Annotated in this window: 15 protein-coding genes; 6 read left to right on the top strand and 9 right to left on the bottom strand. The window is 67.2% G+C overall.

The annotated features are described in order from the left end of the window. Nucleotides 1-14: 14 nt before the first annotated feature. From LQ564_RS21850 to LQ564_RS21820, 7 genes are all read right to left on the bottom strand, one after another. Nucleotides 15-2,663, bottom strand: coding sequence for a sensor domain-containing protein (locus LQ564_RS21850; RefSeq protein ID WP_231060216.1), 2,649 nt, complete (start codon nucleotides 2,661-2,663; stop codon nucleotides 15-17). A gap of 136 nt (nucleotides 2,664-2,799) precedes the next feature. Further along, nucleotides 2,800-3,993 (bottom strand): 2-methylaconitate cis-trans isomerase PrpF, encoded by a 1,194-nt coding sequence (gene prpF, locus LQ564_RS21845; protein WP_231060215.1) that lies wholly within the window; start codon nucleotides 3,991-3,993, stop codon nucleotides 2,800-2,802. A 165-nt stretch (nucleotides 3,994-4,158) separates the two neighbouring features. After that, nucleotides 4,159-6,765: a Fe/S-dependent 2-methylisocitrate dehydratase AcnD gene (acnD, locus tag LQ564_RS21840; protein WP_231060214.1), complete on the bottom strand. Its 2,607-nt coding sequence runs from the start codon at nucleotides 6,763-6,765 to the stop codon at nucleotides 4,159-4,161. Nucleotides 6,766-6,819: 54 nt separating this feature from the next. After that, a complete protein-coding gene (gene prpC, locus LQ564_RS21835) occupies nucleotides 6,820-7,980 on the bottom strand; it encodes a bifunctional 2-methylcitrate synthase/citrate synthase (protein WP_231060213.1) in 1,161 nt (386 codons plus the stop codon). 10 nt (nucleotides 7,981-7,990) lie between these two features. Next, a complete protein-coding gene (gene prpB / locus LQ564_RS21830; protein ID WP_231060212.1) occupies nucleotides 7,991-8,881 on the bottom strand; it encodes a methylisocitrate lyase in 891 nt (296 codons plus the stop codon). A gap of 369 nt (nucleotides 8,882-9,250) precedes the next feature. Beyond that, nucleotides 9,251-10,906, bottom strand: a complete 1,656-nt coding sequence (locus LQ564_RS21825) for a cation acetate symporter (RefSeq protein WP_231060211.1) — start codon at nucleotides 10,904-10,906, stop codon at nucleotides 9,251-9,253. Continuing rightward, entirely contained in the window at nucleotides 10,903-11,229 is a 327-nt protein-coding gene (locus LQ564_RS21820) for a DUF485 domain-containing protein (RefSeq protein ID WP_231060210.1), read from the bottom strand. The genes LQ564_RS21825 and LQ564_RS21820 overlap by 4 nt, the downstream gene beginning before the upstream one ends. A 154-nt stretch (nucleotides 11,230-11,383) precedes the next feature. On the opposite strand from LQ564_RS21820, the gene prpR reads away from it, so the two are divergent. After that, on the top strand, nucleotides 11,384-12,994 hold the full coding sequence (prpR, locus tag LQ564_RS21815) for a propionate catabolism operon regulatory protein PrpR (protein WP_231060209.1): 1,611 nt from the start codon (nucleotides 11,384-11,386) through the stop codon (nucleotides 12,992-12,994). Nucleotide 12,995: 1 nt separating this feature from the next. On the opposite strand, the gene LQ564_RS21810 is transcribed toward prpR, so the two are convergent. Then, nucleotides 12,996-13,745 (bottom strand): hypothetical protein, encoded by a 750-nt coding sequence (locus LQ564_RS21810; protein ID WP_231060208.1) that lies wholly within the window; start codon nucleotides 13,743-13,745, stop codon nucleotides 12,996-12,998. A gap of 135 nt (nucleotides 13,746-13,880) precedes the next feature. On the opposite strand from LQ564_RS21810, the gene LQ564_RS21805 reads away from it, so the two are divergent. The 5 genes from LQ564_RS21805 to LQ564_RS21785 all read left to right on the top strand — a co-directional run bounded on the left by LQ564_RS21805 (nucleotide 13,881) and on the right by LQ564_RS21785 (nucleotide 18,246). Next, complete coding sequence (locus LQ564_RS21805; RefSeq protein ID WP_231060207.1) at nucleotides 13,881-14,588, top strand: autoinducer binding domain-containing protein; 708 nt, start codon at nucleotides 13,881-13,883, stop codon at nucleotides 14,586-14,588. 177 nt (nucleotides 14,589-14,765) lie between these two features. Further along, nucleotides 14,766-16,145, top strand: coding sequence for a pyridoxal-phosphate dependent enzyme (locus LQ564_RS21800; protein ID WP_231060206.1), 1,380 nt, complete (start codon nucleotides 14,766-14,768; stop codon nucleotides 16,143-16,145). After that, nucleotides 16,142-17,314, top strand: coding sequence for a trans-sulfuration enzyme family protein (locus LQ564_RS21795; protein WP_231060205.1), 1,173 nt, complete (start codon nucleotides 16,142-16,144; stop codon nucleotides 17,312-17,314). Before LQ564_RS21800 ends, LQ564_RS21795 begins: the two co-directional genes overlap by 4 nt. After that, entirely contained in the window at nucleotides 17,314-17,706 is a 393-nt protein-coding gene (locus LQ564_RS21790; RefSeq protein WP_231060204.1) for a GFA family protein, read from the top strand. The genes LQ564_RS21795 and LQ564_RS21790 overlap by 1 nt, the downstream gene beginning before the upstream one ends. Before the next feature lie 186 nt (nucleotides 17,707-17,892). Further along, entirely contained in the window at nucleotides 17,893-18,246 is a 354-nt protein-coding gene (locus LQ564_RS21785; protein WP_231060203.1) for a nuclear transport factor 2 family protein, read from the top strand. Here the strand turns inward: LQ564_RS21785 and LQ564_RS21780 are convergent. Further along, nucleotides 18,239-19,840, bottom strand: a complete 1,602-nt coding sequence (locus LQ564_RS21780; RefSeq protein WP_231060202.1) for a methyl-accepting chemotaxis protein — start codon at nucleotides 19,838-19,840, stop codon at nucleotides 18,239-18,241. The two genes, LQ564_RS21785 and LQ564_RS21780, sit on opposite strands and share 8 nt — an antisense overlap. Nucleotides 19,841-19,887: the final 47 nt, after the last annotated feature.

The raw sequence follows: 19,887 nt of genomic DNA, 5'->3' as shown, positions 1-19,887 counted from the left end.
CTTCCTGGAACTGCTCAAGGAGTCGCTGGAAGCGCGTCCCTGGCGCGGTCCTGCTTGAGAAGCAGGCGCGCCGCCTCGCCGGCCGGCAGGGGGCGCGCGAACAGGTAGCCCTGGGCGTACTGGCAGCCGTAACCCTGCAGCAGCGCGGCCTGGCCCTCGGTCTCGACGCCCTCGGCCACCACCGACAGTCCCAGGCTGTTGGCAAGGGCCATCACGGCCGCGACGATGGCGCGGTCTTCGGCGCTGGCCTCGAGTTCACGCACGAAGGCGCGGTCGATCTTGATCTTCCGGACCGGGAAGCGCTTCAGGTAGGCCAGGCTCGAATAGCCGGTGCCGAAATCGTCGATCGACAGGCGCATGCCCATGCCGTTCATCTGGCGCAGGATCTCGAGCGTCTGGCCGCCGTGCTGCATCAGAGCGGTCTCGGTGATCTCGAATTCGACCAGCGCCGGGTCGATGCCGGTCTCGCCGACGATGCGCCGGATCGAGTCGACCAGGCCGTCGTGCATGAACTGGCGCGCCGACAGGTTGATCGCCAGCGGCACGGCGGGCAAGCCCTGGGCCTGCCAGGCCATGCTCTGCTCGCAGGCGCGCTTGATCACCCATTCGCCGACCGCCACGATGGTGCCGTTCTCTTCGAGGATCGGGATGAATTCGTCCGGGCCCACCAGGGCCTGGCCATCGCGGCGCCAGCGCAGCAGCACCTCCAATGCGTGCAGGCGGTGGGTGGCGGCGTCGACGATCGGCTGGAAGTGCAGCTCGAATTCGTCGCGCAGCAAGGCGCCGCGCAGGCTCGATTCGAGTTCGAAGCGGCGCGCCGCCGCCTGGTTCATGCGCTGGTCGAAGAACTGGTAGTTGTTGCGGCCCGCCGCCTTGGCGCGGTACATGGCGGCGTCGGCGTGGCGCATCAGGGTGTCGACGTCGGCGCCGTGGTCCGGGCACAGGCAGATGCCGATCGAGGGCGAGATGTGCAGGCTGTGGCCTTCGAAAGGAATCGCCGCGGCCAGCGCCGCGATGATCCGGTCACCGATCGCGGCGCACTCGGCTGCGCCCTCCACATCCGGCAGCAGGACCACGAATTCGTCGCCGCCCAGGCGCGCCACCGTATCGCAATGGCGCACCGCGGTGCACAGGCGCTTGGCGACCTCGCACAGCAGATGGTCGCCGGTGGCATGGCCGAGCGTGTCGTTGATGTTCTTGAAGCGGTCCAGGTCGATGAACATCACCGCCAGCGTGCGGTCGTTGCGCCGGCTCGACTTCAGCGCGCACTCGAGCCGCTCCGACAGCAGCGCGCGGTTGGCCAGCCGGGTCAGGCTGTCGTAATAGGCCATGTGGTGCGCGCGCGCCTCGGCCAGGCGCCGCTCCGCGATCTCTTCTCGCAGCAGCTTGTTGGCGCCGGCCAGCTCGGCGGTGCGCTCGGCGACCCGCACTTCGAGCTCGTCGCGGGCGCGCCGGATGCTTTCGGCCGCTTCGCGCCGCGCGGTGATGTCGTCCAGCAGCCAGACGCTGCGCCCGGCCTTTTCCCGCAGGTCGAACAGGCGGCCCGACAGGCGCGCCCAGAAGCGGCTGCCGTCGCGCCGCATCATCTCGACCTCCGCCATGTGCACCTGGCCCGCATGGAAGCTGCGCCCGGCGTCGCGGTAGGCCGCGGCATAGCCCGCGTCATCCGGATACAGCGCGCGCACCGGAGTGCCGTCCATGCCGCCCGGCCCGCTGCCGAACAGCTCTTCCATCTTGCGGTTGCAATGCAGGGTCTGGCCATGCTCGACCACCGCGATGCCGAGCACCGCGTTGTCGAGGATGGCGCGGTTTTCCAGCAGCGCGTTGCGCAGCTGGATCTCGTCCTCGCGCTCGCGGGTGCGGTCCTCGAACATCCAGATCGCGCCCATCGCCGGGTCGTCCGGGTTGAACAGGTAGCCGTTCAGCTGGCCCCAGATGCGGGTGCCGTCCTTGCGCACGAATTGCGTTTCGGCGCGGTAGGACTGCCCGCCCGCCAGCTGCGGATAGGCGCTGGCGCCGAAGGCGTGGTAGGCCTCGTCGTCCGGATAGACGATGCGGGTCGAGCGGCCCAGCGCCTCGCCGTCGCGGTAGCCGAACATGGTGGCGAAGGCCGGGTTGTAGCGCTGGATGATGCGGTTGCGGGTGTACATGATGCCGAGGGTGGCGTTGGTCATGATCGCCTGCACCTCGAACAGGGTCTGGCGCACGTCGGTCACGTCCTCGACGATCCAGATGGTGCCGGCTTCGCGCGCGTTCGGGTCCACGGCGCGCGCGCGCAAACGGGCCCAGATCACGCTGCCGTCGCGGCGGCGGAACGGGTACTCGCCCTTCTCGAACAGGCTGCCGGTGGCCAGCACCGGATAGGCTTCCGCGGTCAGGGCCTGGTAGGCCTCGATCGAGCCGAAGATGTCGGCCGGATGCAGGCGGCTGATCTCGGCGTAGCTGTAGTCGAGCATCTCGCAGATGCGCGGATTGCAGGACTTGAACTGGCCCGGCAGGGTGAACACGATGCCGACCGGCGCGTTTTCCAGGATGGCGCGCTGCTCGCGCAGGGCGATGCGCAGCATGTCGTGCTCACGGTCGCGGGCCGGCTTGGCGGGGGATGCGTCGCTCGACGCTGCGTTCGCGGCCGCGAGGCCCAGCGCGATGGAGGGTCGGTCCATGTTTCCTGATTGTTTCCTGGGCAACTTGCCATTTAGCAATCATAAACCACAAACCGACTTTGTTCCAAAACTGACAAGCACTTTTGACAGACCTGTTGTTGCGGGCCATCACAGTGTGTTTTCTTGCAAACTTGGCTTAAAAACAATCGCCGGGGACGCGCACCCAGCCTTCCATCAGCACGCGCGCGCTGCGGCTCATGATGGCTTTCGCCACGCTCCACTCGCCGCCGGCCTGCACCGCCTCGGCGCCCACGCGCAGGGTGCCGGACGGATGGCCGAAGCGCACCGCGCTGCGCTCGCCGCCGCCGCCGGCCGCCAGGTTGACCAGGGTGCCGGGGATCGCCGCCGCGGTGCCGATCGCCACCGCCGCCGTGCCCATCATCGCGTGGTGCAGCTTACCCATCGATAACGCGCGCACCAGGAGGTCGACGTCGCCGGCATTGACCTGCTTGCCGCTGGAGGCGACGTAGTTGGCCGGCCTGGCCACGAACGCCACCTTCGGCGTGTGCTGGCGCTTGGCCGCTTCCTCGATCCCCTTGATCAGGCCCATGCGCACGGCGCCGTGGGCGCGGATGGTCTCGAACATGGCCAATGCGCGCGGGTCGCCGTTGATGGCGTCCTGCAGCTCGGTCCCGGTATAGCCGACCGCTTCGGCGTTGATGAAGATGGTCGGGATGCCGGCGTTGATCATGGTCGCCTGCAGGGTGCCGACGCCGGGCACCTCGAGTTCGTCGACCAGGTTCCCGGTAGGGAACATCGATCCGCTCGCGCCCTCTTCTTCCGCCGCCGGGTCGAGGAACTCGAGCTGCACCTCGGCCGCCGGGAAAGTCACGCCATCGAGTTCGAAGTCGCCGGTTTCCTGCACCTCGCCGTTCATGATCGGGACGTGGGCGATGATGGTCTTGCCGATGTTGGCTTGCCAGATGCGCACCGTGCACATGCCGTTATCGGGCACCCGCTCCGGGTCGACCAGGCCGCTGGCGATGGCGAAGGAACCGACCGCCGAGGACAGGTTGCCGCAGTTGCCGCTCCAGTCCACGAAGGGCTTGTCGATCGAGACCTGGCCGAACAGGTAATCGACGTCGTGGTCTGCACGCTCGCTTTTCGCGACGATGACGGTCTTGCTGGTGCTGGAGGTGGCGCCGCCCATGCCGTCGATCTGCTTGGCGTAGGGGTCGGGGGAGCCGATCACGCGTTGCAAGAGGGCGTCACGCGCCGCGCCGGGTACGCGCGCGGCTTCGGGGAGGTCTTGCAGGCGGAAGAACACGCCTTTGCTGGTGCCGCCACGCATGTAGGTGGCGGGGATTTTGATTTGGGGAGTGTTTGCCATGTGACGTCGTTATTCCATTGTTAGCCGAAAAACCGTCATTCCCGCGCAGGCGGGAATCCAAGTTTGCAAGCGCACCGATAACGCACGCAAAATTGGGGTAAATGATGCCAGTGGCATCATTTACCCTTCGCGGGAACGACGGGCAGAGGATGGCGTCCGCAATGATTACGCGGCTGCTTTGGGGGCCGACGATTCCAGGAAATCCTGCGCGAAGCGTTGCAGCACACCGCCCGCCTCGTAAATCGCCACTTCCTCGGCCGTATCGAGCCGGCACGTCACCGCCACTTCAACACGTTCGCCACTGCGACGATGAATCACCAAGGTCAAATCGGTCCGCGGCGTCCGCTCCCCAATCACATCGAAGGTCTCGGTCCCATCGATCCCCAGGGTCAGACGATTCACCCCCGCCTTGAACTCCAGCGGCAGCACCCCCATCCCCACCAGGTTGGTCCGGTGGATCCGCTCGAAGCCCTCGGCCACGATCGCTTCCACGCCCGCCAGGCGCACGCCCTTGGCCGCCCAGTCGCGCGAGGAGCCCTGGCCGTAGTCGGCGCCGGCGATCACGATCAGCGGCTGCTTGCGTTCCATATAGGTCTCGATCGCTTCCCACATGCGGGTGACCTGGCCCTCGGGCTCGATGCGCGCCAGCGAACCGGCCTTCACGTTCCCCATCGCGTCGAGCACCATCTCGTTCTTCAGCGTCGGGTTCGCAAACGTCGCGCGCTGCGCCGTCAGGTGGTCGCCCCGGTGTGTCGCGTACGAGTTGAAGTCCTCTTCCGGCAAGCCCATCTTCGCCAGGTACTCGCCGGCGGCCGAATCGAGCAGGATCGCGTTCGACGGCGACAGGTGGTCGGTGGTGATGTTGTCGCCCAGGACCGCCAGCGGCCGCATGCCGGCCAAGGTGCGTTCGCCCGCCAGCGCGCCTTCCCAGTACGGCGGACGGCGGATGTAGGTGCTCATCGGCCGCCAGTCGTACAGCGGATCGACCTTGACGCCGTCGTCCACCACGCGCGCGAACATCGGCGTGTAGACCTTGCGGAACTGCTCGGGCTTGACGCTGCTGGCGACCACGGCGTCGATCTCCTCGTCGCTCGGCCACAGGTCGGCCAGGCGGATCTCGCGGCCGGCGGCGTCGACGCCCAGCACATCCTTCTCGATATCGAAGCGGATGGTGCCGGCGATCGCGTACGCCACCACCAGCGCCGGCGACGCCAGGAAAGCTTGCTTGGCGTACGGGTGGATGCGGCCGTCGAAGTTGCGGTTGCCCGACAGGACGGCGGTCGCGTACAGGTCGCGCTCGATGATCTCCTGCTGGATTGCCGGGTCCAGCGCGCCGCTCATGCCGTTGCAGGTGGTGCAGGCGAAAGCGACCACGCCGAAGCCCAGCTTGTCGAGTTCCGGCGTGAGGCCGGCTTCGTCCAGGTACAGGGCCACCGCCTTGGAACCCGGCGCGAGCGAGCTCTTGACCCAGGGCTTGCGCGTGAGGCCGGCGCGGTTGGCGTTGCGCGCGATCAGGCCGGCCGCGATCATGTTGCGCGGGTTGTTGGTGTTGGTGCAGCTGGTGATGGCCGCGATGATGACGGCGCCGTCGGGCATCAGGCCCGGTTCGTTCTGCACCACGCCGGCGATGCCGCGCGCAGCCAGTTCCGAGGTCGGCACGCGCTTGTGCGGGTTCGACGGGCCGGCGATGTTGCGCACCACGGTCGACAGGTCGAACGACAGCGTGCGCTCGTACCAGGCGTTCGCCAGGCTGTCGGCCCACAGGCCGGCTTCCTTCGCATAGGCTTCGACCAGCTGCACGGTCTCTTCCTCACGGCCGGTCAGGCGCAGGTACTTGATGGTCTGCTCGTCGATGTAGAACATCGCCGCGGTGGCGCCGAATTCGGGGGCCATGTTGGAGATCGTCGCGCGGTCGCCCAGGGTCAGGCTGGAGGCGCCTGCGCCGTAGAACTCGAGGTAGGCGGAGACCACCTTCGACTTGCGCAGGAACTCGGTCAGCGCCAGCACGATGTCGGTGGCGGTGATGCCCGGCTGTGCCTTGCCGGTCAGCTCGACGCCGACGATGTCCGGCAGGCGCATGTACGAGGCGCGGCCCAGCATCACGCTTTCCGCTTCCAGCCCGCCCACGCCGATCGCGATCACGCCGAGCGCATCGACCATCGGGGTGTGCGAGTCGGTGCCGACCAGGGTGTCCGGGTAGGCCACGCCCTGTTCGCTCTGGATCACCGGCGACATCCGCTCCAGGTTGATCTGGTGCAGGATGCCGTTCCCCGGCGGGATCACGTCGACGTTCTGGAAGGCCTTCTTGGTCCAGTCGATGAAGTGGAAGCGGTCTTCGTTGCGGCGGTCCTCGATGGCGCGGTTCTTGGTGAACGCATCCGGATCGAAGCCGCCACACTCGACGGCCAGCGAGTGGTCGACCACCAGCTGGGTCGGGACCACCGGGTTGACCATGGCGGGGTCGCCGCCTTGTTCCGCGATGGCGTCGCGCAGGCCGGCCAGGTCCACCAGCGCGGTCTGGCCCAGGATGTCGTGGCAGACCACGCGCGCCGGGAACCAGGGGAAGTCGAGGTCGCGCTTGCGTTCGATGATCTGCTTGAGCGAGTCGGTCATGCTGGCCGGGTCGCAGCGGCGGACCAGGTTCTCGGCCAGCACGCGCGAGGTATAGGGCAGCGTGTCGTAGGCGCCGGGCTGGATGGCGTCGACCGCGGCGCGCGTGTCGAAGTAGTCCAGCGAGGTGCCTGGGAGGGGTTTGCGGTGGTTGGTGTTCATGATGGTGCTCGATTGATTAGCTACCCTTGAGACGCGAAGGCCGCGGGTACTGTCTTATTTCCGATCCGCGATCGGCACGAACTGCAGATCCTCCGGACCCACATAATTCGCGCTCGGACGGATGATCTTGTTGTCGATACGCTGCTCGATGATGTGCGCCGACCAGCCCGACGTGCGCGAGATCACGAACAGCGGCGTGAACATCGCGGTCGGCACGCCCATCATGTGGTACGACACGGCCGAGAACCAGTCCAGGTTCGGGAACATCTTCTTGACTTCCCACATCACCGATTCCAGGCGCTCGGCGATGTCGAACATCTTCATCGAGCCCGCTTCGGCGGACAGCGAACGCGCCACTTCCTTGATCACCACATTGCGCGGATCGCTGATGGTGTAGACCGGGTGGCCGAAGCCGATCACGACTTCCTTGTTCGCGACGCGGTTGCGGATGTCGGCTTCGGCTTCGTCGGCGTTCTCGTAGCGTTTCTGGATGTCGAGCGCGACTTCGTTGGCGCCGCCGTGCTTCGGACCGCGCAGCGCGCCGATCGCGCCGGTGACGGCCGAGTGGATGTCGGAGCCGGTGCCGGCGATCACGCGCGAAGTGAAGGTCGAGGCGTTGAACTCGTGTTCCGCGTACAGGATCAGCGAGGTATGCATCGCGCGCACCCACGAGTCGCGCGGCTTTTCGCCGTGCAGCAGGTGCAGGAAGTGGCCGCCGATCGAATCGTCGTCGGTCTCGACGTCGATGCGCTTGCCATTGTGGCTGAAGTGGTACCAGTACAGCAGCATCGAACCGAACGAGGCCATCAGGCGGTCGGCGATGTCGCGCGCGCCGGCGAGATTGTGGTCGTCCTTCTCCGGCAGCACGCAGCCCAGCACCGAGACGCCGGTGCGCATCACGTCCATCGGGTGGGCGCCGGCCGGCAGCGCTTCGAGCGCGCTCTTCACGGCTTGCGGCAGGCCGCGCAGCGACTTCAGTTTCGCCTTGTAGCCCTTCAGTTCGGCGCTAGTGGGCAGCTTGCCGTGCACCAGCAGGTAGGCGATCTCTTCGAATTCGCAGGTGGTGGCGACGTCCAGGATGTCGTAGCCGCGGTAGTGCAGATCGTTGCCCGATTTGCCGACCGAGCACAGGGCGGTATTGCCGGCGGCGACGCCGGACAGGGCCACCGATTTCTTCGGCTTGAAGGTTGGGGTCTCGATGTTCTGGGTAGTCATGTGTGGCTCCTTATTTGCTTTTCTTCTGGGCGAACAGCGCGTCGAGCTTCTGTTCGTAGCTGTGATAGTCGATGCGGTCGTACAGTTCGGCGCGGGTCTGCATGGTGTCGAGGACGTTCTGCTGGGTGCCGTCGCGGCGGATCGCGCCATACACGTTCTCGGCCGCCTTGTTCATCGCGCGGAAGGCCGACAGCGGGTACAGCACCAGGCCGACGTTCGCGCTCTTCAGCTCCTCGACCGTGAACAGCGGGGTCGAGCCGAATTCCGTGATGTTGGCCAGCACCGGCACCTCGACCGCGTCGGCGAACCGTTTATACATCTCCAGGCTCGTCATCGCTTCGGGGAAGATCATGTCGGCCCCGGCTTCCACGCAGGCCACGGCGCGCTCGATGGCGGCGTCCAGGCCTTCCACGGCCAGCGCATCGGTGCGCGCCATGATCACGAAGTTGTCGTCGGTGCGGGCGTCGGCCGCGGCTTTCACGCGGTCGACCATCTCGTCGCGGCTGACGATTTCCTTGCCCGGGCGGTGGCCGCAGCGCTTGGCGCCGACCTGGTCTTCGATGTGGCAGGCGGCGGCGCCGGCCTTGATGAGCGAACGCACGGTGCGCGCCACGTTGAAGGCCGAGGCGCCGAAGCCGGTGTCGATGTCGACCAGCAGCGGCAGGTCGCACACGTCGGTGATGCGGCGCACGTCGATCAGGACGTCTTCCAGGCCGGAGATGCCGAGGTCGGGCAAGCCCAGGGAACCGGCGGCCACGCCGCCGCCCGAGAGGTAGATCGCCCGGAAACCGGCGCGCTTGGCCAGCAGTGCGTGGTTGGCGTTGATCGCGCCCACGACCTGCAGAGGGGATTCGTCCTGGACGGCCTGGCGGAAGGCGGCGCCGGCGGAGGTTTGGCTCATGCTTGTCCTTTCATTGGTGCGGTGATGGTGTCGCACCCTGATATGCAAACGGCGTGCCATCCTTACAGAGGATGAGCACGCCCTTTGTTTTCAATGACTTGCAGGAGTATAGCGCGCCGTCGCCGGCGCCGCTGTTTCAACGGCGTTTCATATTGAAACAGCGGATTGCATTCTGAAACGTTGCAAAACTCAGGCCAGCCATAGGTCGTTTGCCGCTCGAGTTGAGTCAGATGAATGATCTATGCAGAAATTTTGCGACAGTCCTGTGCGAGATGGGTCGAATCGCACGGCCATGCTGGGGGCATGCGCAAGAAAAAACCGGAAGCGGCCCTTGCGGGCCTGCTTCCGGTGTGGACTGGGGCGCTGCGCTCAGTGCGCGCTGGCCGCCGCGGCGCCGATGCCGGTCTCCGAACGCACTTCCTGCGCTTCGAAACCAGCCTTGTCGATCGCCGCACGCGGGGTCTTGTCGGTAATCGAGAAGAACCAGATGCCAAAGAAGCCCACCGCCATCGAGAAGATCGCCGGCGAGGTGTAGGGAAAGATCGGCGCGGCGTTGCCGAGCACGTCGACCCATACCGACTTCGACACCAGGGTCAGTATCACCGCGGTGGCCAGGCCCAGGAAGCCGCCGACCGTGGCGCCGCGGGTGGTGCACTTGCTCCACAGGACGGACATGAACAGCACCGGGAAGTTGGCCGAGGCGGCGATCGCGAAGGCCAGCGAGACCATGAAGGCGACGTTCTGCTTCTCGAATGCGATCCCGAGCAGCACGGCGATGACGCCGAGCGCGATGGTGGTGATCTTCGAGACCTTCAGCTCGTCGACGCTGCTCGCCTTGCCCTTCTTGAACACGGTGGCGTACAGGTCGTGCGACACCGCCGAGGCGCCCGACAGGGTCAGGCCGGCCACCACCGCCAGGATGGTCGCGAAGGCCACCGCCGAGATGAAGCCGAGGAAGATGTCGCCGCCCACGGCCTTGGCCAGGTGCACCGCCGCCATGTTGTTGCCGCCCAGCAGCTTGCCGGCCGCGTCCTTGAAGTCCGGATTGGTCCCGACCAGCACGATCGCGCCGAAGCCGATGATGAAGATCAGCAGGTAGAAGTAGCCGATCCAGGTGGTCGCCCACAGCACCGACTTGCGCGCTTCCTTCGCGCTCGGGACGGTGAAGAAGCGCATCAGGATGTGCGGCAGGCCGGCGGTGCCGAACATCAGCGCCATGCCGAAGGAGATCGCCGAGATCGGGTCTTTCAGGAAGGTGCCCGGGCCCATGATCGAATTGCCCTTGGCGTGCACTTCGGTCGCGGTGGCGAACAGCTGTTCCGGGCTGAAATTGTATTGCGCCAGCACCGAGAAGGCCATGAAGGAAGCGCCCGCGAGCAGCATGACGGCCTTGATGATCTGCACCCAGGTGGTGGCGGTCATGCCGCCGAACAGCACGTAGACCATCATCAGGATGCCGACGATGACGACCGCGATCCAGTATTCGAGGCCGAACAGCAGCTTGATCAGCTGGCCGGCGCCGACCATCTGCGCGATCAGGTAGAAAGCGACCACCACCAGGGTGCCGGAGGCCGCGAACACGCGGATCGGCTTCTGGTGGAAGCGATAGGCGGCAACGTCGGCGAAGGTGTAGCGGCCCAGGTTGCGCAGGCGCTCGGCCATCAGGAAGGTGATGACGGGCCAGCCGACCAGGAAGCCGATCGCGTAGATCAGGCCATCGAAGCCGTCCAGGAACACGGCGGCCGAGATGCCCAGGAAGGACGCCGCCGACATGAAGTCGCCGGCGATCGCCAGGCCGTTCTGGAAGCCGGAAATGCCGCCGCCGGCGGTATAGAAGTCCGAGGCCGAGCGGGTCTTGGCCGCGGCCCACTTGGTGATGAACAGGGTCAGTACGACGAAGATCGCGAACATGCTGATCGCGGTCCAGTTGGTGGCCTGCTTGGTGGCCTGGCCGAGGTCGGGCGCGGCGGTGGCGATGCCGCTGGCGGCCAGCAGGGAGGCGGCGAGGAAGCGGCGGGTCGTCATGCGGCCACCTTCTTGCTGTCCAGTGCGCGCGCCTTGATGGCCTCGGTCAGCTCATCGTATTCGCTGTTGGCGCGGCGCACGTAGATGGCGGTGACGACGACCGTGAACAGGATCACGAAGATCCCTGCGGGGATGGCCCAGGTCATGACGCCCGTGCCGATGCGCGCGCCCATCAGTTCCTTGTCGAAGGCGCAGAGGAGCGTGAAGCCGTAATACACGACCATCATGCTCCAGGTGAGAATCCAGCCGAAGCGCGAACGCTTAACGACCAGCTTGCGGTAATTCGGGTCGGACTTGACCCGTTGAACGACGTCTTGATCCAATTGTGTCTCCTGTATTTATGGTGCCTTGTGCTGCAGGCTGAAGTCCATGCTACGGGCATGCCCTTACCTCAGTCTTACGGCCTTCTTACGCGAAACTGACAGGTCGGCGTTTCAAATTGGAAGGGGATCAACGGGATCGGCTACACTTGCCGCCATGCCCTACTCTCCCAGCAGCCAACACGACGGCGGCGACAAGCCGGTGATCTGGACCGTGTCGGTCTCGCGCCTGTCCGACCTGTTCCGCGACATCACCCTCGAGTACGACCACCTGGCGGCGATCGAACCGCTGCACCTCGGCTTCGAGGAAGCCGCGCGCACCCTGCGCGAACGCCTGGCCACCGAGCGCTGCGACGTGGTGATCGCGGCCGGCTCGAATGCGGCCTACCTGAAGGGCCGGATCTCGGTGCCGGTGGTGGTGGCCAAGGCCAGCGGCTTCGACGTGATGCAGGCGCTGGCGCGCGCGCGCCGGGTGTCGCCGCGCATCGGCGTGATCACCTACCAGGAACCCTTGCGCGAACTGGGCGGCTTCGCCGCGATCTTCGGCCTCGAGATCGCCCAGCGCACCTATGCGACCAAGGAGGATGCGCGCGCAGCCATCAAAGAGTTGCAGACGGCCGGCATCGAGGTCATCGTCGGCGCCGGCCTGATCGCCGACCTGGCCGAGGAAGCGGGCCTGAGCAGCGTGTTCCTGTATTCGGCGGCCTCGATCCGCCAGGCCTTCGACGATGCATTGGAGATGGCGCGCCTGACGCGGCTGGAAGCGAACCGCGGGCGCCAGGTTCGTGGCGACGACAGCCGCCGCGCACGGCGCGGCCTGCACGACCTGCGCGGCGACTCGCAAGCGATGGAGCGCCTGCGCCAGACCGTGGTGCTGTATGCGCGCTCGCCGGCGACGGTCCTGATCCAGGGCGAGACCGGCAGCGGCAAGGAACTGGTGGCCCAGGCCATCCACCGCGAAGGGGTGCGGCGCGCCGCCAACCGGCCCTTCGTGGCGGTGAACTGCGGCGCGATCGCCGAGTCGCTGCTGGAATCGGAACTGTTCGGCCACGAGGAAGGCGCCTTTACCGGCGCGCGCCGCGGCGGCCACGCCGGCCTGTTCGAAGCGGCCAACGGCGGCACCCTGTTCCTCGACGAGATCGGCGAGATGCCGCTCGGCCTGCAGACGCGCCTGTTGCGCGTGCTGGAGGAACGCGAGGTGATGCGGGTCGGCGGCACGCGCCCGGTGCCGATTGAGGTGAGGGTGATCAGCGCCACCCACTGCGACCTGGAAGCGCGGGTACGCGAGGGGCGCTTCCGCGCCGACCTGTTCTACCGCCTGGCGGTGCTGCGCCTGGCGCTGCCGCCGCTGCGCGCGCGCCGCGACGATATCGCGCCGCTGGCCGAATGGTCGCTCAAGCATGCGCTGGCGGCGGTGGATGCGAAGCCGCACCCGAACCTGCATGCCGAGCTGCAGGCTTGCGCGCCGCTATTGGAGAGCTACGACTGGCCGGGCAATGTGCGCGAGCTGCGCAACCTGATGGAGCGGCTCGCGCTATTCATGGCGGGCGAGCCGCTGCAGGCCCTGGGCCCGGCCTTCCTGCTGTCGATCGCCCCGGAGCTGGGCCGCAACGCGCAGGCGCCCGCGATCGCCCTGCCCGCCGTCGGCGCGCCGCAGGAAAAAGTGGCCGAGGTGCTGGCGCGCTTCGGCGGCCAGCGCGACGCGGCCGCGCGCTTTCTCGGCATCAGCCGCACCACTTTGTGGCGCCGGCTCAAGGCCGGAGAATAGCCTAGCTGCCGCAGCCCGCGAGGAACTGGTCGCCGACCAGCAGGAAGGCGCCCTTGGTGACGAAGGCGTGGCCGGTGCTTTCCAGCGCGGCCGGGCGGGCCTGGTCGTTCACGTTGCGGATGCCGTAGCACTGCTCCAGCCGCCTGGCCGAGGGCCACCACAGAAAGGTCGCCTTCTGCGCAGCGTATTGCTTGTCGAGGGCGTCGCCCTTTTCCGCCACCGTCTTGAAGTCGCGGTAGAACTGCGGGTTGAGGCCGATGTAGCGCGTGAATTCCTGTTCCATCCGTGCGATGCGGACCACGTAGTCGTGCAGACCGGGCAGCTGCTTCTTCACCTCGTCCGGCGCCATGCCGCCGGCAAGCAGGTCCTCGCGCAGGCTGTCGACGCCGGCCAGCTCGGTAAGGTAGCCGGTGCCATGGTAGCCCAGGATCGCACCGGGGGTGATGGTCTTGTGGCGGGCGGCCGGGAACATGTAGTTCGCGCAGCTCGAGGCGCAGCCGCGCACGATCTCGATGTCCAGGCCCTTGTCGTGGATGAAGCGGCCCATGATCATCGCCTCCTCGCTGCTGCCGCCCACGCTCGTCACGCGCAGCAGCGTGGTGCCGGGCGCCCAGGCCTGCGCCAGTTTCGCGGCATCGCCGGCGGTGATGGATCCGTCGAAGGCGATGGTGCGCGCGTCGACGCGCTTGACCTCGGCGGCGTGGGCGCCGGCCAGCAGCAGGCAGGATGAGAGGAACAGGGTGATGCGCATGAATGACTCCGTCTTGACGTGCGTGTTGCAGGAAAGCCCATCATGCCGCAGTTTTGGCAGCCTGGATACTGTCAGGTTTGACAGATTTACGCTGCTCCGCACTACAATGCAGGATGCATTCGTGAGACGGTATCGATGGACACTTGGCAGGAAGACCAGCTCCAGGCGCTGCTCGGGGCGCGTCGCGACGAAGAGGTATTGACGCACCTGGCGGCGGCCGGCCGCGCGCTCGGATTCGACTTCTGCGCCTACGGCCTGCGCATTCCGCAACCCCTCGCGGCGCCAGAGCTCATCATGCTGAACAACTATTCGGCCAGCTGGCAGGCCAGGTACGCCGAACAGGGCTATCTCGCGGTCGACCCCACCATCGCGTATGCGAGCCGTTCGGTGCTGCCGCTGCTCTGGTCCGAAGAAGTCTTCGCGCAGGCGCGCCCGTTCTGGGAAGACGCGCGCGCCCACGGGCTGCGCCACGGCTGGTCGCAGTCCTGCCACGATGGCCGCGGCAACGCCGGCCTGCTCACCCTGGCGCGCTCGCATGATCCCTTGTCCGGGCAGGAGGTGCGGCAGCAGGGCCAGCGCGTGGCCTGGCTGGGGCAGGCGGTGCACGAGACCCTGTCCGGACACCATGCACGGCGCGTGGCGCCGGATGCGATCCTGCTGACCAGGCGCGAAGCCGAGGTGCTGCGCTGGACCGCCGACGGCGCCACCTCGGCCCAGGTCAGCGACCGGCTGCACATCAGCGAGCGCACCGTCAACTTCCACATCAATAACATGCTGCTCAAGCTGGAAGCGCCGAACAAGACGGCGCTGGCGGTCAAGGCGCTGCGGCTCGGACTCATCTAGCACGCGCATTGTCCCGCACCTTTAATTCCGCCCAACACCCACGCGGGCGAAAGCCGTATTATTATCTTTTTTATACGGCCTGACGCCGACCCGGCGCCAGTGACCACGGAGCGGCGCCATGCACGCCGCGCACGAAACGGGCATCCGCATCCGGAATGCCCGTCAAACGGAGGCACTATGCAACATGCGTCGCAAGCTGCACTGTTTTCCCTGATCGGCGACACCCCGCTGATCGAAGTCACCCGCATCGATACCGGCCCCTGCCAGCTGTTCCTGAAGCTCGAATCGCAGAACCCCGGCGGCTCGATCAAGGACCGCATCGGCCGCGCCATGATCGAGCAGGCCGAGCACGACGGCCACCTGGCGCCAGGCGGCACCGTGGTCGAGGCCACCGCCGGCAATACCGGCCTGGGCCTGGCCCTGGTGGCGCGCATCAAGGGCTACCGCGTGGTGCTGGTGGTGCCGGATAAAATGGCGGCCGAAAAGATCCTGCACCTCAAGGCGCTCGGCGCCGAGATCCACCTGACCCGCTCCGACGTCGGCAAGGGCCACCCCGAGTACTACCAGGACTACGCGGCGCGCCTGGCGAAGGAAATCCCCGGCGCCTGGTTCGCCGACCAGTTCAACAACCCGGCCAACCCGCGCGCCCACGAAACCACCACCGGCCCCGAGATCTGGGACCAGTGCAACCACAAGGTCGATGCCATCGTGGTCGGCGTCGGCTCGTCCGGCACCCTCACCGGCCTGTCGCGCTATTTTAGAAAAGTGCAGCCGAACCTGGAATTCGTGCTGGCCGACCCGCAGGGCTCGATCCTGGCCGACTACGTGAATACCGGCGTGCTGCGCAAGGATGCCGGCTCGTGGGCGGTCGAGGGCATCGGCGAAGACTTCATTCCCGGCATCGCCGACCTGTCGCGCGTGAAAAAGGCCTACACGATTCCCGACGAGGAAAGCTTCGGCACCGCGCGCCTGCTGCTGCAGCAGGAAGGCGTCCTGGGCGGCTCCTCGACCGGCACCCTGCTGGCGGCCGCACTGCGCTACTGCCGCGAACAGACCCGCCCCAAGCGCGTCGTCACCTTCGTCTGCGACACCGGCACCCGCTATCTCACCAAGGTGTACAGCGACGGCTGGATGGTCGACCAGGGCCTGATCTCGCGACCGAAGACGGGCGACCTGCGCGACCTGATCGGGCGCCGCCACGACGCCGGCGAAGTGGTCACCCTGTCACCAATCGACACCCTGCTCACCGCCTTCAACCGCATGCGCAACAGCGACCTGCAGCAGCTGCCGGTGGTCGACGACGGCGGCCGCCTGGTCGGCCTGATCGACGAATCCGACATCCTGCTGCACGTGACAACCGAACCGGAGAAGTTCAGCGCCCCGGTCTCCAGCACCATGACCTCCTCGCTGCAGACCCTGCTGCCAAGCGCCAGCATGGGCCACCTGCGCGAAATCCTCGACCGCGGCCTGACCGCCGTGATCCACGACGGCGAGCGCTTCTACGGCCTGATCACGCGCTATGATCTGCTGAACCACCTGCGAAGGACGCTTTCATGACCGAACAGAAAAAACATCTCGCCACCCGCGTGATCCACGGCGGCCAGGCGCCGGAACCGGCCACCGGCGCCGTGATGCCGCCGATCTTCGCGACCTCGACCTTCCGCCAGGAGAGCCCGGGCGTGCACAAGGGCCTGGACTACGGCCGCTCGCACAACCCGACGCGCTGGGCGCTGGAGCGCTGCGTGGCCGACATCGAAAGCGGCGGCGCCGCCTTCGCCTTCGCCTCGGGCCTGGCGGCCATTGCCGCGGTGCTGGAACTGCTGCCGGCCGGCTCGCACATCGTGGCCGGCGACGACATGTACGGCGGCACCTTCCGCCTGTTCGAGCGCGTGCGCAAGCTGAGCGCCGGCCATACCTTCAGCTACGTCGACCTGACCGACGCGGACGCGCTGGGAGCGGCCCTGCGGCCGGAGACCAGGCTGGTGTGGGTCGAGACCCCGACCAACCCCATGTTGAAACTGGCCGACCTCGCGGCGATCGCGGCCCAGTGCCGCGCGCGCGGCGTCATCACGGTCTGCGACAACACCTTCGCCAGCCCCATCGTGCAGCGTCCTTTGGCACTCGGCTTCGACATCGTGGTGCACTCGACCACCAAGTATCTGAACGGGCACTCGGACGTGATCGGCGGCGTGGCCGTGGTCGGCCAGGAAGACCGCCACCAGGAATTGGGCGAGCGCCTCGGCTTCATCCAGAACGCCGTCGGCGCCATCCAGGGGCCCTTCGACAGCTTCCTGGTGCTGCGCGGCATAAAAACCCTGGCCCTGCGCGTGGAGCGCAGCAGCGCCAACGCGCTGGCATTGGCCCAGTGGCTGGAACGTGAGCCCAAGGTGCGCAAGGTGTTCTATCCGGGCCTGGAATCGCACCCGCAGCACGCGCTGGCGCGGCGCCAGATGAACGGCTTCGGCGGCATCGTCTCGATCGACCTGGCCACCGACCTGGCCGGCAGCCGCCGCTTCCTGGAAGCCTGCGAGGTGTTCACGCTGGCCGAGAGCCTGGGCGGGGTCGAGAGCCTGATCGAGCATCCGGCGCTGATGACCCATGCGAGCATCCCGGCCGAGCAGCGCGCGCAACTGGGCATCGGTGACGGCCTGATCCGCCTGTCGGTCGGCATCGAGCACCTGGACGACCAGCGCGAAGATTTGCGCCGGGCGCTGGCGGCGGTGTGATGGAGCGGCTGGCATCCTGCAGCTGCGGCCAGCTCACGGCCACCGTGAACGCCGATCCGGTGCGCGTCTCGATCTGCCACTGCCTGGCCTGCCAGCGGCGCAGCGGCAGCGTGTTCGCGGCGCAGGCGCGTTTTCCAGAGGAGTCCGTCGTCATCGAAGGCCAGTCCACCAGCTTTGTACGGGTGGGCGGCTCGGGCGCGCGCGCCACCTTCCACTTCTGCGCGACCTGCGGCACCACGGTCTGGTACAAGGCCGAGGGACTGGAAGGCTTCATCACGATTCCGGTCGGGACCTTCGCCGACCCGGCATTTCCGGCGCCGAACGTGTCGGTGTACGAGGAGCGCATGCACGCATGGGTCGTACCGCCACCGGACGCCGAACACTACTTCTGATCCCTGTAGGGTGGGCCTGGGCGGCCCCGCGGTCCTCCGCCCACGCGTTCAACTCCCGGGCGCACCGAGGCGACGCTATCGTTAGTTGAACGCGTGGGCAAAAGATTGCCCACCCTACGGAACTGCGTGCTGCGGGTGGCGTCATTACGGTATGCTGCACCTTCCAGCAAACGCAAGGGAGACACCATGTCCGAACAAAACAAGGCCGTCCTCGAGCAGGCCAACGCGGCGGTGCGCGCCGGCGACAACGAAGGCTTCCTGTCCCACTGCACCGAAGACGTCATCTGGTCCACGGTGGGCGGCGAAACCCTGTACGGCAAGGAAGCGGTGCGGCGCTGGATGGCCGAGGAATACGTCGAGCCGCCCGACTTCACGGTGCGCAGCATGATCGCGGAGGGCGACCAGGTCGCCGCGATCGGCGAGATCACCAGCTACGACGACGGCGGCCGTCCGGTGCCGAATTCGTATTGCGACGTCTGGCGCCTGCGCGAGGGCAAGCTGGCCGAGCTGAACGCCTACGTGGTCCCGCTGATCAAGTAAGCGCCAGCGGGGCTCTGGCCACTGCGGCCGCTTCTGCCGCTTTTGCCACCTCGCGCAGTTTGAACGTCGCCACCAGCGCCGACAGCTCGGCCGCCTGGCGCCGCATCGATTCCGCCGCGGCCGCGGCTTCCTCGACCATCGCCGCATTCTGCTGGGTCGACTCGTCCATCTCGGCGATCGCCCGGCTGACCTGCTCCACCCCGCCGGCCTGCTCGCCGCTGGCGGCATGGATGGTCTCCAGCAGGCCCGCTACCTCGTGCACGTGCTGCAGCACCGCGCGCATGGTCTCGCCCGCGGTGCCGGCGATGCCGGTGCCGGCGGCGATCTGCTCGCTCGATTCGTGGATCAGGCGCTTGATTTCCTTGGCCGCGGTGGCCGAGTGCTGGGCCAGGTTGCGCACCTCAGCCGCCACCACCGCGAAGCCGCGTCCTTCGCTGCCGGCGCGCGCCGCCTCCACCGCCGCGTTCAGCGCCAGGATATTGGTCTGGAAGGCGATGCTGTCGATCATGCCGGTGATGTCGGTGATCTTGTCGGCCGAGGCCTTGATGGCGCCCATGCGCGCGACCATCTGCTCGACCGCCCCGGCGCTGCGGCTGGCGACGCTGGAGGCGGCCTGGATCAGGGCGTTGGCCGAGCGCGCGCTGTTGTTGTTGCGGGCGATCGCCGCGAGCAGCGCGTCCATCGCGCCGACGGTCTGGCTCAGGGCCGCGGCCTGGCGCTCGGTGCGGCGCGACAGGTCGCCGTTGCCGTCGGCAATCTCGCTCGACGCCGAGTCGATCGCCTGCGCGCCCTGCAACACCTGGGACACGGTGGCCGCCACGCCGCCGGTCATGCCATTCAGGGCGTCGAACAGGCGGCCGATCTCATCGCGCCGCCGGTGGCGGATGAGCGGACGCAGGTCGCCGTGCGCTACTTGCTCGGCCAGCTGCGCCGCCTCCCTGAGCGGGCCGACGATGCTGCGGGTCAGGACCCAGGCGAGCAGCGCGCCGACGCCGAGCGCCGCCAGGCCGAGAATGAGAACCAGCGACTTGCCGAAGGCCGATGCCGCGCCAGACTCCTCGGCCAGGCGGTGCGCCGCCTCGCCCTCGTGGGCCAGCAGCGCCGCCAGCGCGCCGGTATAGGCCTGGTAGTGCCGTTCCCAGTCGCCGCCGACCAGTCCCTCGACGACCCCGGTCTGGCCGAATTCCTTGGCCTGGAACAGCGCCGCCTGCACCTTGTCCAGCGCCGCCTTGTGCTTGCCCGCCTCGGCCATCAGGGCGGCTTCGCGCGCCGAACGCGGCAGCCTGGTGAGTTTGGCTTCGATCGCGGCCACGTTCTTCTTGCCGGCGGCCAGCTGAGCGTTGAAGTAATCGGCCAGCTCCAGGCTGTCGCTGCGCGCGATGGCGACGGTGCGCGAGCCGTTCAGGCGCTCGGCGCCGAGCAGGTCGGAGGTCAGCTGCTGCTTGGCCAGCTTGTCGTAGACCAGGTCGCTGGTGAGCGCGTCGGTGGCCTGCATGCGCCACAGCGCGACGCCGGCCAGCATGATGAGGAGCAGGGAAACGAGAGCGAAGGCGCCGAGGATCCTGGTGCCGGTCTGGAGCGAATCGAGTCGCATTGCAAGTACCTCGAAAGGAAGATGCTTGCATCATAGAAACAAATTGT

This window comes from Massilia phyllostachyos (assembly GCF_021044825.1).
Taxonomy (GTDB): domain Bacteria; phylum Pseudomonadota; class Gammaproteobacteria; order Burkholderiales; family Burkholderiaceae_D; genus Telluria; species Telluria phyllostachyos.
This window is presented reverse-complemented; position numbering and strand designations above follow the sequence as displayed.